Origin of the sequence: Bombilactobacillus folatiphilus, assembly GCF_023380265.1 — a bacterium.
GTDB lineage: Bacteria > Bacillota > Bacilli > Lactobacillales > Lactobacillaceae > Bombilactobacillus > Bombilactobacillus folatiphilus.
In genome coordinates this window covers 716,542-731,105 of sequence record NZ_CP093366.1, presented here as the reverse complement: position 1 = coordinate 731,105, position 14,564 = coordinate 716,542, and the positions used below count along the sequence as shown (strand labels likewise).

The window sequence follows — 14,564 nt, the reverse complement described above, 5'->3', positions numbered from 1 at the left end:
CTCCAACTATATAGGATAGCAGAAAACATTATTTAGCTAAAGATTTGTTTATCTCATATAAGCTTAAATCTGGTTGATGCTTTTGATCAAATAATTCAGTTACTGGATGATATGTTAATTGATTATTCTCAGTGCCAATAGCAATGCCACCCTTACCTTGTAATAACAAATCGACCGCATAAGCACCCATTTTACTTGCCAAAACTCGATCACGAGCTGATGGTGAACCGCCACGTTGGACATGTCCTAAAACTGTACTCCGTGCATCAAAATCTCCATAAGCCTTCAATTGAGTCATGAATTCATCAGCATGCATGACACCTTCAGCCAAGACAATGATCGTATGCTTTTTACCACGTGCTCTTAATGCTTGAATATTCTCAGCAATTTTTGCAATATCGAATTCTTTTTCTGGAACAATAATTTCATCGGCGCCACCAGCAACACCAGCCCATAATGCAATATCGCCGGCACCACGTCCCATAACTTCAACAACAAAAGTCCGCTCATGGCTAGCAGCCGTATCACGAATTTTATCAATGGATTCAACAACCGTATTCACAGCCGTATCAAAGCCAATGGTAAAATCAGTATAAGGAATATCGTTATCAATCGTTCCCGGTAAACCAATAGTATTATACCCATGCTCGGTCAAACGTAACGCTCCATGGTAAGAACCATCGCCACCAATAACAACCAATGCATCAATATCAAATTTTTTCAGCTGTTCAATTCCCTTTAATTGACCCTCAACTTGGGCAAATTCTGGGTAACGTGCTGAATAAAGCATTGTTCCACCACGATTAATGATATCACCGACATCAGAGCGCTCCATCTTGAAAATGTCGCCCGCTACCAAGCCAGCATATCCATAGTCAATCCCATAAACTTCTAAGCCTTGTGACATTGCACGTCTAGCTACTGCACGAACTGCAGCATTCATCCCAGGAGCATCGCCGCCACTAGTCATCACACCAATTCTTTTCATCATCACACCTCACACTTAATGAAACTACATACAAAATATACCATTATTTTGAAAAAAAAACAGTGTCTCTTACCAGAAAACCAGTCTATTGATAGACAAAATTGCCCTCACCAACTAACTGCAACAAGCTTTGTTTGCTTTGTTGATTGTAGTTTAACCAGTTATTTTTTTTTAATAAAATCTTTTCATTATTTTCTGAAAACAATACGATTATGGGTGTTGATCCTGGAAATTTTTGCGTTAATATCATTAATTTTTCCATTAATTCGTTTTTTTTATGTGGAAAACGGATAAATAATTGATGTTTAGGGACTTGCGTCATTAACGACCGTGCTGGCTGAATTGTGATTGCAACTAGCTCGAATTCATTTTGCTTATTACGATTAGTCCGTACTTGCATAAGATAAACACTATTTTCTTGCAATTTAGTTTTTTGATACAAATCTGGAAAAACTGTAACAGAGATATCTTTTTGCTGATCTCCTCCCATCAAAAATGCCATTTGCTGACCCTTTTTCGTCCGAATAACCCTAATTTTTTTTACAAAATATAAAATAAGCGGCCGCTGCTGTGACTGAATCTGATTAATAGATTGAATAGGATACAGCCATTTCAAGGATGAATATTTATCAACAGGATGACCTGAGATATAGCTACTCAAATATTTTTGTTCATACTTCAACTTCTCTAAGTTACTAAAGTCTTCAATCAATTGTTGCTTAGGTTTTAGTGTATCAAATATACTTTGACTTCCCTTAGCAAATTTGATTCTTTGAATCAAATCATCTAGTTGTTCCACTAGTTGTCGGCGATTCGATGTTAAATTATCAAAACAACCGCTATAAATAAGTGGCAATATATCATCAACTGTTTGAAAGCGTTCATCAATTCGTTGAATAAAATTTGTTAAACTTTTAAATGGTCCTCTTTGACGTTGTCGGAGAATATCTTGAATTAAATCACGTCGCAAATGTTTGATAAAACTAAAGCCAAAACGAACGTTCGCGCCCTCTATCGTAAACATTCCCTGGCTACAATTAATGTCAGGTAAGAGGACTTTAATGCCGCGGTGTTTCAAATCCTGAAAATATGTGGATAACTTTGCCTCATTTCGAAGATTATTTAAAAGCGCTGTAAAAAAGGACTGTGGATAGTAAACTTTCAAATAAGCTAAACTATATGCCAACTGACTATAAGCCACCGCATGTGCCTTATTAAAACCATAATTAGCGAATTTTTCAATATAGTCAAAAACCTGTTGAGAGTTCGACAATTGATGACCTCTTTGTAAAGAATTATCTATAAATTGTTGTCGCTGTTGATCCATGATTTGCTTATCTTTTTTGGCAATCGCACGCCGTAACAAGTCAGCTTGTGCCAAACTAAAGCCCGCCATTTGCGCGACCACTTGCATCACTTGTTCTTGATACACCAAAATTCCATACGTTGGTTGCAAAATCTTTTTCAGAGAATCATCTGGGTAAACAACTGGTTCTTGATGATGTTTACGTGCGATAAAATGTGGAATATTTTGCATCGGTCCCGGACGATACAGGGCATTAGTAGCCACAATGTCGTGAAAATTATCCGGTTTTAACTGTTTTAAGACCTCACGAATACCTGGAGATTCAAACTGAAAAATACCATCTGTAGCACCACGACTAAAGATTCGGAGTGTTTGTGGGTCATCCAACGGAATTTGTGTAATTTTTAGTTCTGTGCCCGTATGCTGTTGAACTAATTTGAGTGCTTGTGCCAAAATGGTTAAATTACGTAAACCTAAAAAATCAATTTTCAGTAATCCCAGTGCCTCTACATTATTTTTCGTCTGTTGCGTTAACCAAATATTTTCACTGCCACCCGCCTGTAATGCTACTGTTTGCGTTAAATCTGACGCACTCAAAACAACTCCTGCCGCATGCGTCGAAAAATGACGTGGTAGTCCTTCAATCTGGATAGCAGTATCAAAAATAAGCCGATTATGCTGATTTTTTTGAACTAAAGTTTGAAGTTGACGTGATTGACGATAAGCATCTTGTAATTTCATCCCCAATTGAGTCGGAATAGAACTGGACCATTGCTTCAATTCTATCTGACTTAACCCCATGACCGATCCTACATCACGCAAAGCTTGTTTCGCCGCAAACGTCCCAAAAGTAATAATCTGTGCCATATGTTGAGCACCATATTTTTGATGCATATATTGAACCAATTCTCCCCGCCGATTATCTGGAATATCCAAATCAATATCTGGCATATCAACACGTTCAGGGTTCAAAAAACGTTCAAACAGCAAATCATATTTTAATGGATCAATTTGTGTAATACCTAATACAAAACTAACCAACGAACCAGCAGCAGAACCTCTGCCAGGACCAGTCAAAATATTTAAGTGGTGCGCTTGATTGACTACATCCCATACAATCAAAAAATAGTCAGCATATCCCATTTGGTTAATCACCTGTAATTCATGCTGTAAACGTTGTTGATATTGGTCGGGAATCCCATTGGGTAAATAACGTTTTAAGCCTTTTTGTGTCAAACTTGTTAAATATTGTTCCGAAGATTCTTGATTGGGTGTCACAAATTGAGGTAATTGTGTGCGCTTAAATTCTAGTTCAACATTACAATTTTGTGCCAATTTTTGTGTATTAACGAATGCTTTTTTTAAATCCAGTTGTTGGGCTTGTTTAGCTACTTGACTTGCTGATCTCAAATCATGTTGTCCTTGAACATCAGTATCAGTTAATTTTTGACCAGTCGATACATGATGCAAAATCTTTTGTGCAAAAGCATCATTCGCGTTTAAATATTGAACATCATCTAACAACACACATTTGATTTTCTGCAACTCACTCAAGCGCAAACGCAATTGTAACTGAGAGACAGTCATATTTCGCATGTCTAATCCTAAATACAAATCATGGGTCGGCAACTGTTGTAATTGACGTAAAAATTGTGGTACTAGTTGTCCTTTTTCTTGTTGCAATAAGGAAGTCAATTCACTTTGACCGGCAGGTATAATTAAAGCCGTATCCTTGAATAGATCAGCATGCTCATTGAGAATAAAAGGCTCTTGCTGAGTTTGAATCAACGTCGATAATTGGAGGAGATTATGATATCCCTGTTGCGTTTTAGCTATCACCAGCAATTGATATTCATTTTCCAAATCCAAAATTCCGGGAATTTGTAAAGTCATGCCCAATAATGGTCGCAACTGAGCTTTGCACGCTAACTTATAAAAATCGACTAGTCCATAAGTCACATTAACATCCGTTAACGCTATAAATTTATAACCCATTTGAGATGCTTGTTGCACCAATTGTGGCAAACGAATTGTACTTTGCAACAAAGAATAACTACTTAAAACTTGTAATTGTACGGTCAATCATTATAACCTCCTAACACCAATTATTTTACTAATTTTTCAACTGTTTGCCTAATTTTATGTTAAAATCCGTATATGAAAGTGAGATGCAAATAATGAAATATCTAACTAGTCTTTTTTGGATTTTAGTGTATGGACAAGTGTTGGGTTATATTGGCTCTGCTTTAACTAGCAGTTCATATAAACCTCAAACTGCCTTGATAGTTTCTGTCATTTTCACAATTGTCTTCTGGATCTTAGCAGCTTGCTTAGAATCCAGTGATTCAAAAAAAGAGTAACTTTCAATTCAAAAAGTTACTCTTTTTTTATACAACTAGACAAAATTAAGCTGATACCATGCAATAATATCGTATATACTACTTTCCCACAAACTGGAAAACAACTAAAAAATTTAAGACAGACTAACCAAGTTAATCTGTCTTAAATAAAATTATTAATCTTTTTGATCTGCGGTCACAACTTGTTTACCCTTGTAATAGCCCTTAGGGGAAACATGATGATTCATCCGATACTCACCTGTCGTTGCATCAAACTGAATATTGGGTTGACTTAATTTAATATGTCCTCGACGTTGACGCTTTTTTTGTTTGGAAGTTTTTCTTGCTGGAACTGCCATTTTTAATAACTCTCCTCTTTCTAAATTGCTTTTCAAATATATGAATACATAGATAACAACCGTATTTACTTTAATATGTTACTATCAATTCACATGAAGAGCAAGCCATTTTACTTTTTTCTACCAGAAATATGTCATTTTTGATTACCAAATCGTGCTGTTAACCAATCACCTACATACGGAAACAACTGATAACCCACATAAGCTAGCTGCATAATCTGAGGACGATTCAACTCACGAACCGGTCGACCGATACAGTGAATGATATCTTCAGCAAGTTGTTGCGGCTGTAACTTCAATCCACCAATCGACTTCAAATACTGTCCTGTATGATCAGCTGTTTGAAAAAATTCAGTTTCCACAGGCCCGGGGTTAATCGTCGTAACCTGAACATTAAATGGACGTAATTCTAGACGTAGTGCATCAGAAAATGCGATCACGGCTGCTTTAGTCGCAGAATAAACGGCCGATTTAGGTGTCGCAATTTTACCACCCATGGAGCCTAGGTTAATAATTTGCCCCAATTTTTGCTCCATCATCATTTGTGCCGCATATCGTGTCAATAGCATTGTGCCAAGAACATTAACCTTAAACATCTTATGCCATAAAGCGTAATCCGTTTGGTTAAATTGCGTAAAATCTCCAAACCCCGCAGCATTGATCAAAATTTCAATACGCTTATGCTTATTTTGGATATCCTCAAAAGTTGTTTTAACATGTTTCGCAACGCTGATATCTAAACTATAATAATCCACCGTACCATCAGATAACACCTGACACTGTTGAGTCAATTCAACTAATTTGGTTTGATTTCTAGCAATCAGAATCAAGTTTGCATTTTGATTAGCCAATTTGAATGCCAACTGTCGTCCAATCCCTGATGAGGCCCCTGTAATAATAATAGTTTGACTTTGTAAATGTTTTAATGGGGCAAGATTCATTGAGAGTCATCTCCTTGTTGATTTAACTTGATTTCAAATTGATCAAAATCTTTAACAACGTAAGTATTAGGAAAAATCTTACGTGCATCGTTTAATAACTCATAAAATTTATGCCCCACATATCGCGCCGAAATATGATTCAACAATAATTTTTGAACATGTGCTTTCTTCGCAATTTGCGCTGCTTGCGCACTTGTCGAATGATAGTGTCGATGTGCCATCTTTTTTTCACTACCAGCCAAAGTACTCTCGTGCACTAAAACATCGGCATTTCGAGCCAGTTGTACACTAGCATCTGTATAACGCGTATCACCAATAATCGTCACAATTCGTCCCGATTGGCTGGGGCCTAAAAAATCAAAGCCATTTAAGACCCTACCATCAGCCAATTTGACCTGCTCACCACGTTTTAATTGACCCAAAATAGGCCCATTAGGCAAATGATAATCCGCTAAAAGATCCATCAATAATTCCCCCGGATGAGGTTTTTCCTCAATACGATAACCATAACACAATATCCGGTGATCTACTTGTTGACAACTGATTTTAAAAGTCTTATCTTCAAAAACAATTCCGCCATCTTTTAACTCATGATAACGAATTTGATACCCTAAATGACTATCCGATAGTGCAATACTTGTTTGAACATATTGCTTAATTCCCGGCGGTCCGTACAAATCTAAGGGCGTATCACCGCCTTGAAAGGAGCGCGAAGACAACAATCCTGGCAACCCAAAAAGATGATCCCCGTGCAAATGCGTAATAAAAATCTTCGTAATCTTACGTGGACGGATATTGGTTGACAAAATCTGCTGCTGAGTGCCCTCGCCTACGTCGAATAACCAAATTTCATTACGCTCATTCAATAATTTTAAAGCTAAACTTGATAGATTACGCCCCTTAGACGGTACACCTGCTCCAGTTCCTAAAAATTCTAACTCCATAATTATCTTCCATCATTAATATTTTGTCTGTTTTAAAATGCTTTTAGCAATCAAAGTACTGTAATACTTGGAACCTTGATCATTAGTATGCACTTGATCATCATAAAACCACTTTGGATGAGCTTGACTATACTCATACCAATCGATCACATGCAAATTATGATACTTTTGAGACTCAGATTGTAGCAGGTCATTCACTGATTTTTCCCATGAACGCGTTGGCACGTGAACATTAATCCAAAAAACCTGCCTTTTTGCTCCTGCCAAATTCAAAACTTGGACAACCTGTTTTTCACTAATTGCTCCATTTGTTCCAATACCCATAATGATTGTCTGAGGCAAAGCATTCTGATCTTTATAATTGCTTAAAGTAGTAATTGCTGCTTCAATTCCCCGACTGACATCAGCATTAATCACCATTTTTGGAAAAATAGCTCGTAATCCATCAGAGCCATCTACCATCACCGAATCGCCAACCGCTAAAGCAGGTAGATCCTGTGCACGTTGTAAATCAAATTGTGATATTCCTAACTTTTGATAACGCTGATTAACTGGATGTTTTTGCGCTAATTTCTGCCATTTCTTAACTTGACGATGGTTATGAACCTGTTGATTCTTTTTAATTACTTTTAAAGCTTGCTGATTATGACTAACATTTTGACTCTTATTTTGGGCAATTTTTTGCGCTAGCGGACTATGGTCAGCATTGACAGCCTGACCATTATCCCGGATCAAGCCCACACTTCCTAAAAATACAATCACCAACAACACAATTTCAATTAATAAATGACTCGGTCTTGCCCATTGTTTCAATAATTGGCGCCAATCACCCTTGCCTAGCGGACTTTCAACAAAGTAGTAGGACATCCAACTAACTCCAAAAATTAACACAATTTCAACTATCGGATATAACAATGGATGATCCGCAACATTTTTGAATTTTGATTCAAAAAAAATCATCACAGGAAATTGATATAAATAAAGACCATAACTAATTTTACCAATCTTTGCAAAAAGTGGGTTAGTTAAAAGACGATTCCACATTGCCGCTGGGTGTGCAATGACAGCCACTAATAACGTGGTCAAAACTGAAAAAAGAAAAATTCCGCCCCGATAAGTGAATGCATCTGTAGCCTTCATTTTAAAAATTAGAAACAGCATTCCAACAAATGCAACAGTGCCAACAATATTCAACAAATTTCGATCAAAACGTCTTACTGTCGTCCGTAAATTATTACTCGGCCACATCATTGCTAACAAACAACCTAATAGCAATGAAAACATCCGTGTGTCTGTACCATAGTAAACGCGACTAGGATCCAGGTGCGGATTATACAATAACGCCATTAAAACTGCCGAAAAACAAGTCACTAAAAATGTAATGGTAAAGAATTTTTTGGTCGAAAACCATCTCAACAACAAAATTAGCAGCAATGGCCACAAAAAATAAAACTGGCCCTGCAATGACAAAGTCCACAAATGAGTAAACGGCGATTCATTATTGGCAAAACGATCAAAATAAGATTGTCCATGCAAAATTTGCCAAAAATTATAAACATTTAATACATTAGTTACAAAAATAGACCGTAAATTTTTTAATAGATTTTGTTGAAACAAAGTAATATAAGCACTCGCACTAAATAGCATCAACAAAAGACCCGGATACAGTCGGCGAATTCTCTTGCCGTAATACTGTTTTAACGAAAAATGACCGTCAATTCGCAATGATCTTAAAATCTGATCAGTTATCAAATAGCCCGATAACACTAAAAAAATAGGAACCCCTAAATAACCACCCGCAAAAATAGCTGGGTTTAAATGGTACAAAATAACACCAATAACACCTAGTGTCCGCAAACCGTCAAAACCAGTAATATAACGGCTTTTTTGTTTAACTTGTTCCAATACCTTCCACAACTCCAACAGTTATTACATAAATTCAAACTCAAAGTCGTCAATAACGACCGTATCGCCAACTTGCGCTCCAGCCTCTGCTAAGGCTTGATCAACTCCCATGCGCTTGATCTTACGTGCAAAACGCATGACACCATCTTGATAATTCAAATTACTACGTTGCAGCAATGAACCGACTGCAGAATTAACTACTTCAAACGTATGCTCATCCAATTGCTTAATTTCAATTTGTGATTGATTGTTCTCTTGGTATTTATAAACTTTTTGTACCGGAATCTCCACCTCTTCAGCCTGACTTTTCGGCATTGGTGCATCAAGCAAAAGCTGTGCCGTTTTTCGTAACAGATCGTCTACGCCCGCATGGGTCACACTCGAAATTTCCACAACATCTTGATCAGATAAACTTAAGGATTGCTTGAAATTTTTCAAGGCTTCTTTAGCACCTGGCAAATCCATTTTGGTGGCGACAATTAATTGTGGTCGTTCAAGTAATCGTGGATCATATTGACGTAATTCCTCATTAATTTGACGATAATCAGCTACCGCAGCGCGTCCGTTATTAGGATCCATATCAATTAGATGCAATAAAACTCTGGTCCGCTCAACATGCCGTAAAAATTGAAAACCTAAGCCAACACCTTGAGCAGCACCGGCGATTAAACCAGGCAAATCTGCCAACACAAAATCTTGACCGTCAGCTAAACGTACCATGCCTAAATTAGGCTTTAAAGTTGTAAATTGATAAGCAGCGATCTTAGGACGAGCTTTTGTCGCCACTGATAACAATGTTGACTTACCCACTGATGGGAAGCCAACCAAACCAACATCAGCTAACAATTGCAGTTCTAATTGAATTTCTCGCTGTTCGCCTGGAGTACCATTTTCCGCAATTTCTGGAGCCGTATTACGGGAGGTAGCAAAATGAATATTACCACGACCACCATGACCACCTTGAGCCACAATCAATTCTTGGTCATTATCCACCAAATCTCCTAATACTTCCTTAGTTGCCAAATCTGTCACAATCGTCCCTGGAGGCACACTGATATAGGTGTTTTGCGCATTGGCGCCATGCATGGCTTTAGTCATCCCATTACCACCAGCATGAGCCTTAAAATTATGCTGATAACGAAAATCCATTAAAGTTCGTAATCCCGAATCAACTTTGAGAATGACACTACCACCATTACCGCCGTCACCACCATAAGGACCACCCTTGGCAACATATTTTTCATGGCGAAAAGCAACAGATCCATCGCCACCAGCCCCAGCTTTAACAGTTATTTTTACATTATCTACAAACATGGAAACCTCCAGAATTCTTATCAGAGTTCAATTTTACCATAAATCACTTCAAAAAAGTGTTGAACCTCGTTAATCGCATTAGTATTTTTTGAGAGTTTTTGAAAGATTTTGATTGATTTTGATTAAAAATAGAGTATTATATTCTTGGAGGTAATATGTAAGTGATTACAGAACGACGAAGGCAAGTCATTTTGGACCAATTGAATCAAAAAAAAATTGTTACCATTCATGATTTAACCACTTTAACTGGTGCATCAGAGTCAACAGTCCGCCGTGATCTATGTGATTTAGAAAAGCAAAAATTATTGCTGCGAATTCATGGCGGTGCTAAATTGGTAACCTCTTCTCTACTGGAAGAATCTAAAGTTGGAATTCGAGCACAATTACATCAGTCAGTTAAAAAATTAATTGCGCAAAGAGCCGTCAATTTGATTAACGATCATGAAGTGATTTTTTTAGATTCAGGGACCACCACCCGAGCAATGATTCCGTTTTTAGCTAATCATCAAGACTTACTTGTCTTGACAAATAGTGTTGATAATGCTGCTTTATTGGCTGATTATCAAATAAACACGATTATGTTAGGTGGTCAATTGCGCAATTCTACTAAAGCAGCGGTTGGACAGACTGTTTTGACTTACTTAAGGGATTGCCATTTAGATCAAGCATTTTTGGGAACCAATGGTTTTGATGAATCTCATGGATTCACAACACCAGATCCTGAAGAATCATTGGTCAAGCGCATTGCCATTGAACAATCTGAACAAGCTTACATTCTTACTGATCACTCTAAGTATCAGCAAACACGTTTTAGTAAATTTGCAAGCATTCAAAACGCTGCCATTATTTCTGACGAATTGCCTGCTGATATAAAAGCACGATTAATGAAACATACTATCTTAATGGAGGTCACTAAATGATATATACCCTTACTGCGAATCCTTCAATTGATTACGTTTTGCAGTTACAGGCGGTCACTTTAGGCGAAGTCAATCGTGTCCAAACAGATGTTAAACTTCCTGGTGGAAAAGGCATCAACGTTTCACGTATTTTAAAAGAATTGAATTCAGATTCTGTCGCTTTAGGCTTTGTTGGCGGTTTAACTGGTGAAATGTTTAACCAATTATTGTCACAGAATCAAGTTCAAACTGCTTTTACGAAAGTGAACGGTGATACTCGTATTAACGTCAAAATCAAGACCGATCACGAGGAAACAGAAATTAACGGTCAAGGTCCAACCATCAGCGATTTGGAAAAAGCCGATTTGATGCAAAAAATTGCCCAAATTGGTCCTAAAGATGTGGTTGTGATGGCTGGTAGTACGCCACCTGGATTAGATCAACAATTCTATCTAGATATTGCTCAGCAGGTTACCGAACACGGTGCAGAATTCATAATTGACACAACTGGGCAAGCATTACTAGACACTTTGCCGTTCCACCCGTTAGTTATTAAACCGAATCACCATGAGTTAGCTGACTTGTTTGCTACACAATTTCAAAGTCTTGACGAAATTATTAGCGCTGCTCGTCGCTTACTCAATAAGGGGGCTCAACATGCGTTAGTTTCGATGGCTGGCGATGGCGCATTATTAGTGACTAACGATGCGGCTTATAAGTGTAATGCCCCCAAGGATGTTGTTAAGAATTCTGTGGGTGCTGGAGATTCAATGATTGCAGGTTTTGTTGGAACTTACATGAAAACCAACGATCCTTTGGCAAGTTTCCACGTCGGTGCCGCTTGTGGTTCGGCAACTGCTTTTAGTGAAGATTTAGCAACGATAGACAAAATTAAAACAGTCTATCAGCAGATCACAGTTACTCAAATTCAGTAGGAACTTAATTTTATTTAAGGAAGTGTAAAGATGGATCTCAACGAATTATTGCGTAAAGACGTCATGATTATGGATTTGAAAGCAACTACGAAAGAAGCTGCCATTGATGAAATGATTGACAATTATGTTAAAACGGGCGTTATTGATGACGCTGAATTGTTTAAACAAGATATCTTAAAGCGTGAAGCTGAAACCAGTACAGGTATTGGCGATGGTATTGCGATGCCCCATGCCCGTGATAAAGCTGTCAAAAAAGCAACTGTAATGTTTGCTAAAAGTCAACAAGGTGTAGACTATGATGCTTTAGACGGACAACCAGTTTATTTATTCTTCATGATTGCCGCCCCTGATGGTGCTGATACCTTGCACTTACAAGCGCTGGCGGCTCTTTCTTCATTATTAATTAATCCTGATCTAGTGTCTAATTTAAAGAAAGCAACTACACCCCAAGAAGTTCAAGACTTGTTTAATCAAGCCGAACAAGCTAAAGAAGAAAAAGAAAAACAACAACAAGCTGCACCCGAACAGACAAACGATCAAGGTTTCATTGTAGCTGTTTCTGCTTGTCCTAATGGTATTGCTCACACTTACATGGCTGAAGCAGGATTAATAGAAGCTGGCGAAAAATTAGGCATCAAGGTTCGTGTCGAAACAAATGGTTCCGAAGGTGTCAAAAATAAATTGACTGCCGCCGAAATTAGTAAAGCTGACGGAGTCATTATTACTGCTGATAAAAAAGTAGATATGGGACGTTTTGATGGTAAAAAATTATTAAATCGGCCAGTAATTGATGGTATTAATAAACCTGAAGAGTTAATTAATAAAATTGAGGCTGGTAATGCACCTACTTATCATGCTAATCCCGATGATAATACTGCTGGTGAAGACGCAGTTGAAGGTAAATCTACTTGGTCACGTATTTATGCCGATTTAATGAATGGTATCTCACACATGTTACCATTTGTTGTTGGTGGCGGAATTTTAATGGCTATCTCTTTCTTAATCGAAAATGTAGCTGGTCCTAAGTCTACTTCATTTCTTTTCTTTAACGGTATTGGGAACTATGCCTTTAACTTTTTAATTCCAGTTTTAGCTGCTTATATCGCCGTTTCAATGGCTGATTTACCCGCATTAATGCCTGGTTTTGTAGCTGGTTTTATGGCCTCACAAGCAAGTGCTAGCGTTGTATCCTCAAATAGTCCTGCTGGCTTTATCGGCGGACTCTTAGGTGGTTTCATTGCTGGTTGGGTAGTTGTTGGTCTGAAAAAGTTTTTCAAGTTCATTCCCAAGTCTCTTGAAGGAATGAAGCCAATGTTGTTATATCCTGTCTTCAGTTTATTAATTGTCGGCGCTATTATGTACTTTGCTATTGATCCTGTCTTCGCAATTGTTAACAAGGCAATTTCAACTTTCTTAACTAATATGGGAACAGGCAATGCTGTGATTTTGGGTGCTTTATTAGCCGGTATGATGTCCCTCGACATGGGTGGTCCTTTCAACAAAGCAGCTTATGCTTTTGCGATTGCCAGTTTTACCACTACCAAAAGTGGTGCTTTGATGGCCGCTGTTATGGCCGGTGGAATGATTCCTCCATTAGCGATTGCCTTAGCTGCTACAATTTGGAAAAATAAGTTTACCGAACAAGAACATCAAGCAGCGATGAGTAACTATATTTTAGGTGCTGCCTTTATTACTGAAGGTGCAATTCCTTTCGCGGCTGGCGATCCATTACACGTAATTATTCCAAGTGTGATTGGTGCTGCAATTGGTGGTGGATTAACCCAATTTTGGAAAGTTAACGTTCCAGCACCACACGGCGGAATTTTTGTTTCACCATTATCAAATCATCCTTGGTTATTCATTTTAGCTGTTATTATCGGTGCCGTTATAGCCGGAATTATTTATGGTTTATGGAAACAAGCTCCTGAAAAAGAAGTTGTTAAATAAAAATTCACAAAAGAGTCCAAATAATTGGACTTTTTTTGTATGATTAATTAGAAAGGAGTCGATTATTAATGATTTTAGAAGCTTGTGTAGGTGAATTCAATCAGGTTCCAAAAGCAATCGCTCGTGGTGCTAACCGCCTAGAATTAAACGCTGATTTAGCGCAAGGAGGTATTACCCCGAGTTTAGGTGTCATTCAAGCCACTGTTCAGTATGCACACCATCATCATACCCCCGTCATTGTCATGTTGCGCCCTCGCGGACGGAATTTCATTTATAATACTACTGAAATCGAAATCATGCGTAATGATGCAAAGTTGATCGCACAAAGTGGCGCCGATGGTGTAGCTGTCGGAATATTGACTTCTGGTAAGCAAATTAATTATGATGCTCTACTTTATGTTTTAAAAGATTTACCACTCGAACGCGTCTTTCACATGGCTTTCGACGAAATTAAAAATCAAGAACAGGCAATAAATTGGTTGATCAAACACAAATTTCAGCGAATTTTAACTCATGGAGGTCCATTGGATCAACCACTTAATATTAAACATCTGCAGGAGTTAACTTGTATCGCTCAACAACAAATTACCATTCTACCGGGAGGTGGCATTACCAAAAATAATGTTAATGACATTGCTCAATTGCTAGGACTTAAGGAAGCTCACGGAACGAAAATTGTTTAACAAT

General features: G+C 37.8%; 12 protein-coding genes. 5 read left to right on the top strand and 7 right to left on the bottom strand.

The window, feature by feature from the left end; translation table 11 throughout:
* Nucleotides 1–28: 28 nt before the first annotated feature.
* Both pfkA and MOO45_RS03740 read right to left on the bottom strand, forming a co-directional pair.
* Complete coding sequence (gene pfkA, locus MOO45_RS03745) at nucleotides 29–988, bottom strand: 6-phosphofructokinase (protein WP_249515150.1); 960 nt, start codon at nucleotides 986–988, stop codon at nucleotides 29–31.
* A gap of 85 nt (nucleotides 989–1,073) precedes the next feature.
* Nucleotides 1,074–4,376, bottom strand: a complete 3,303-nt coding sequence (locus tag MOO45_RS03740; protein WP_249515044.1) for a DNA polymerase III subunit alpha — start codon at nucleotides 4,374–4,376, stop codon at nucleotides 1,074–1,076.
* 95 nt (nucleotides 4,377–4,471) lie between these two features.
* On the opposite strand from MOO45_RS03740, the gene MOO45_RS03735 reads away from it, so the two are divergent.
* Complete coding sequence (locus tag MOO45_RS03735) at nucleotides 4,472–4,654, top strand: YjzD family protein (RefSeq protein ID WP_249515043.1); 183 nt, start codon at nucleotides 4,472–4,474, stop codon at nucleotides 4,652–4,654.
* 155 nt (nucleotides 4,655–4,809) lie between these two features.
* On the opposite strand, the gene rpmF is transcribed toward MOO45_RS03735, so the two are convergent.
* The 5 genes from rpmF to obgE all read right to left on the bottom strand — a co-directional run bounded on the left by rpmF (nucleotide 4,810) and on the right by obgE (nucleotide 10,096).
* Nucleotides 4,810–4,992, bottom strand: coding sequence for a 50S ribosomal protein L32 (gene rpmF, locus MOO45_RS03730; protein WP_249515042.1), 183 nt, complete (start codon nucleotides 4,990–4,992; stop codon nucleotides 4,810–4,812).
* Between the two features lie 134 nt (nucleotides 4,993–5,126).
* Nucleotides 5,127–5,933: an SDR family NAD(P)-dependent oxidoreductase gene (locus MOO45_RS03725; protein WP_249515041.1), complete on the bottom strand. Its 807-nt coding sequence runs from the start codon at nucleotides 5,931–5,933 to the stop codon at nucleotides 5,127–5,129.
* Entirely contained in the window at nucleotides 5,930–6,877 is a 948-nt protein-coding gene (rnz, locus tag MOO45_RS03720; RefSeq protein WP_249515040.1) for a ribonuclease Z, read from the bottom strand. Before rnz ends, MOO45_RS03725 begins: the two co-directional genes overlap by 4 nt.
* A gap of 15 nt (nucleotides 6,878–6,892) precedes the next feature.
* Entirely contained in the window at nucleotides 6,893–8,782 is a 1,890-nt protein-coding gene (locus MOO45_RS03715; RefSeq protein WP_249515039.1) for an acyltransferase family protein, read from the bottom strand.
* Nucleotides 8,783–8,806: 24 nt separating this feature from the next.
* Nucleotides 8,807–10,096 (bottom strand): GTPase ObgE, encoded by a 1,290-nt coding sequence (gene obgE, locus MOO45_RS03710; RefSeq protein WP_249515038.1) that lies wholly within the window; start codon nucleotides 10,094–10,096, stop codon nucleotides 8,807–8,809.
* Nucleotides 10,097–10,257: 161 nt separating this feature from the next.
* Here obgE and MOO45_RS03705 point away from each other — a divergent pair, with 161 nt between their 5' ends.
* The 4 genes from MOO45_RS03705 (at nucleotide 10,258) to MOO45_RS03690 (ending at nucleotide 14,560) form a co-directional block, all read left to right on the top strand.
* The gene (locus MOO45_RS03705; protein ID WP_249515037.1) at nucleotides 10,258–11,016 is read left to right on the top strand and encodes a DeoR/GlpR family DNA-binding transcription regulator; all 759 of its coding nucleotides are present in this window, start codon (nucleotides 10,258–10,260) and stop codon (nucleotides 11,014–11,016) included.
* Nucleotides 11,013–11,930 (top strand): 1-phosphofructokinase, encoded by a 918-nt coding sequence (gene pfkB / locus MOO45_RS03700; RefSeq protein ID WP_249515036.1) that lies wholly within the window; start codon nucleotides 11,013–11,015, stop codon nucleotides 11,928–11,930. Before MOO45_RS03705 ends, pfkB begins: the two co-directional genes overlap by 4 nt.
* A gap of 30 nt (nucleotides 11,931–11,960) precedes the next feature.
* Nucleotides 11,961–13,877, top strand: coding sequence for a PTS fructose transporter subunit IIABC (locus MOO45_RS03695; protein WP_249515035.1), 1,917 nt, complete (start codon nucleotides 11,961–11,963; stop codon nucleotides 13,875–13,877).
* 68 nt (nucleotides 13,878–13,945) lie between these two features.
* Entirely contained in the window at nucleotides 13,946–14,560 is a 615-nt protein-coding gene (locus tag MOO45_RS03690; RefSeq protein ID WP_249515034.1) for a copper homeostasis protein CutC, read from the top strand.
* Nucleotides 14,561–14,564 lie beyond the last annotated feature (4 nt).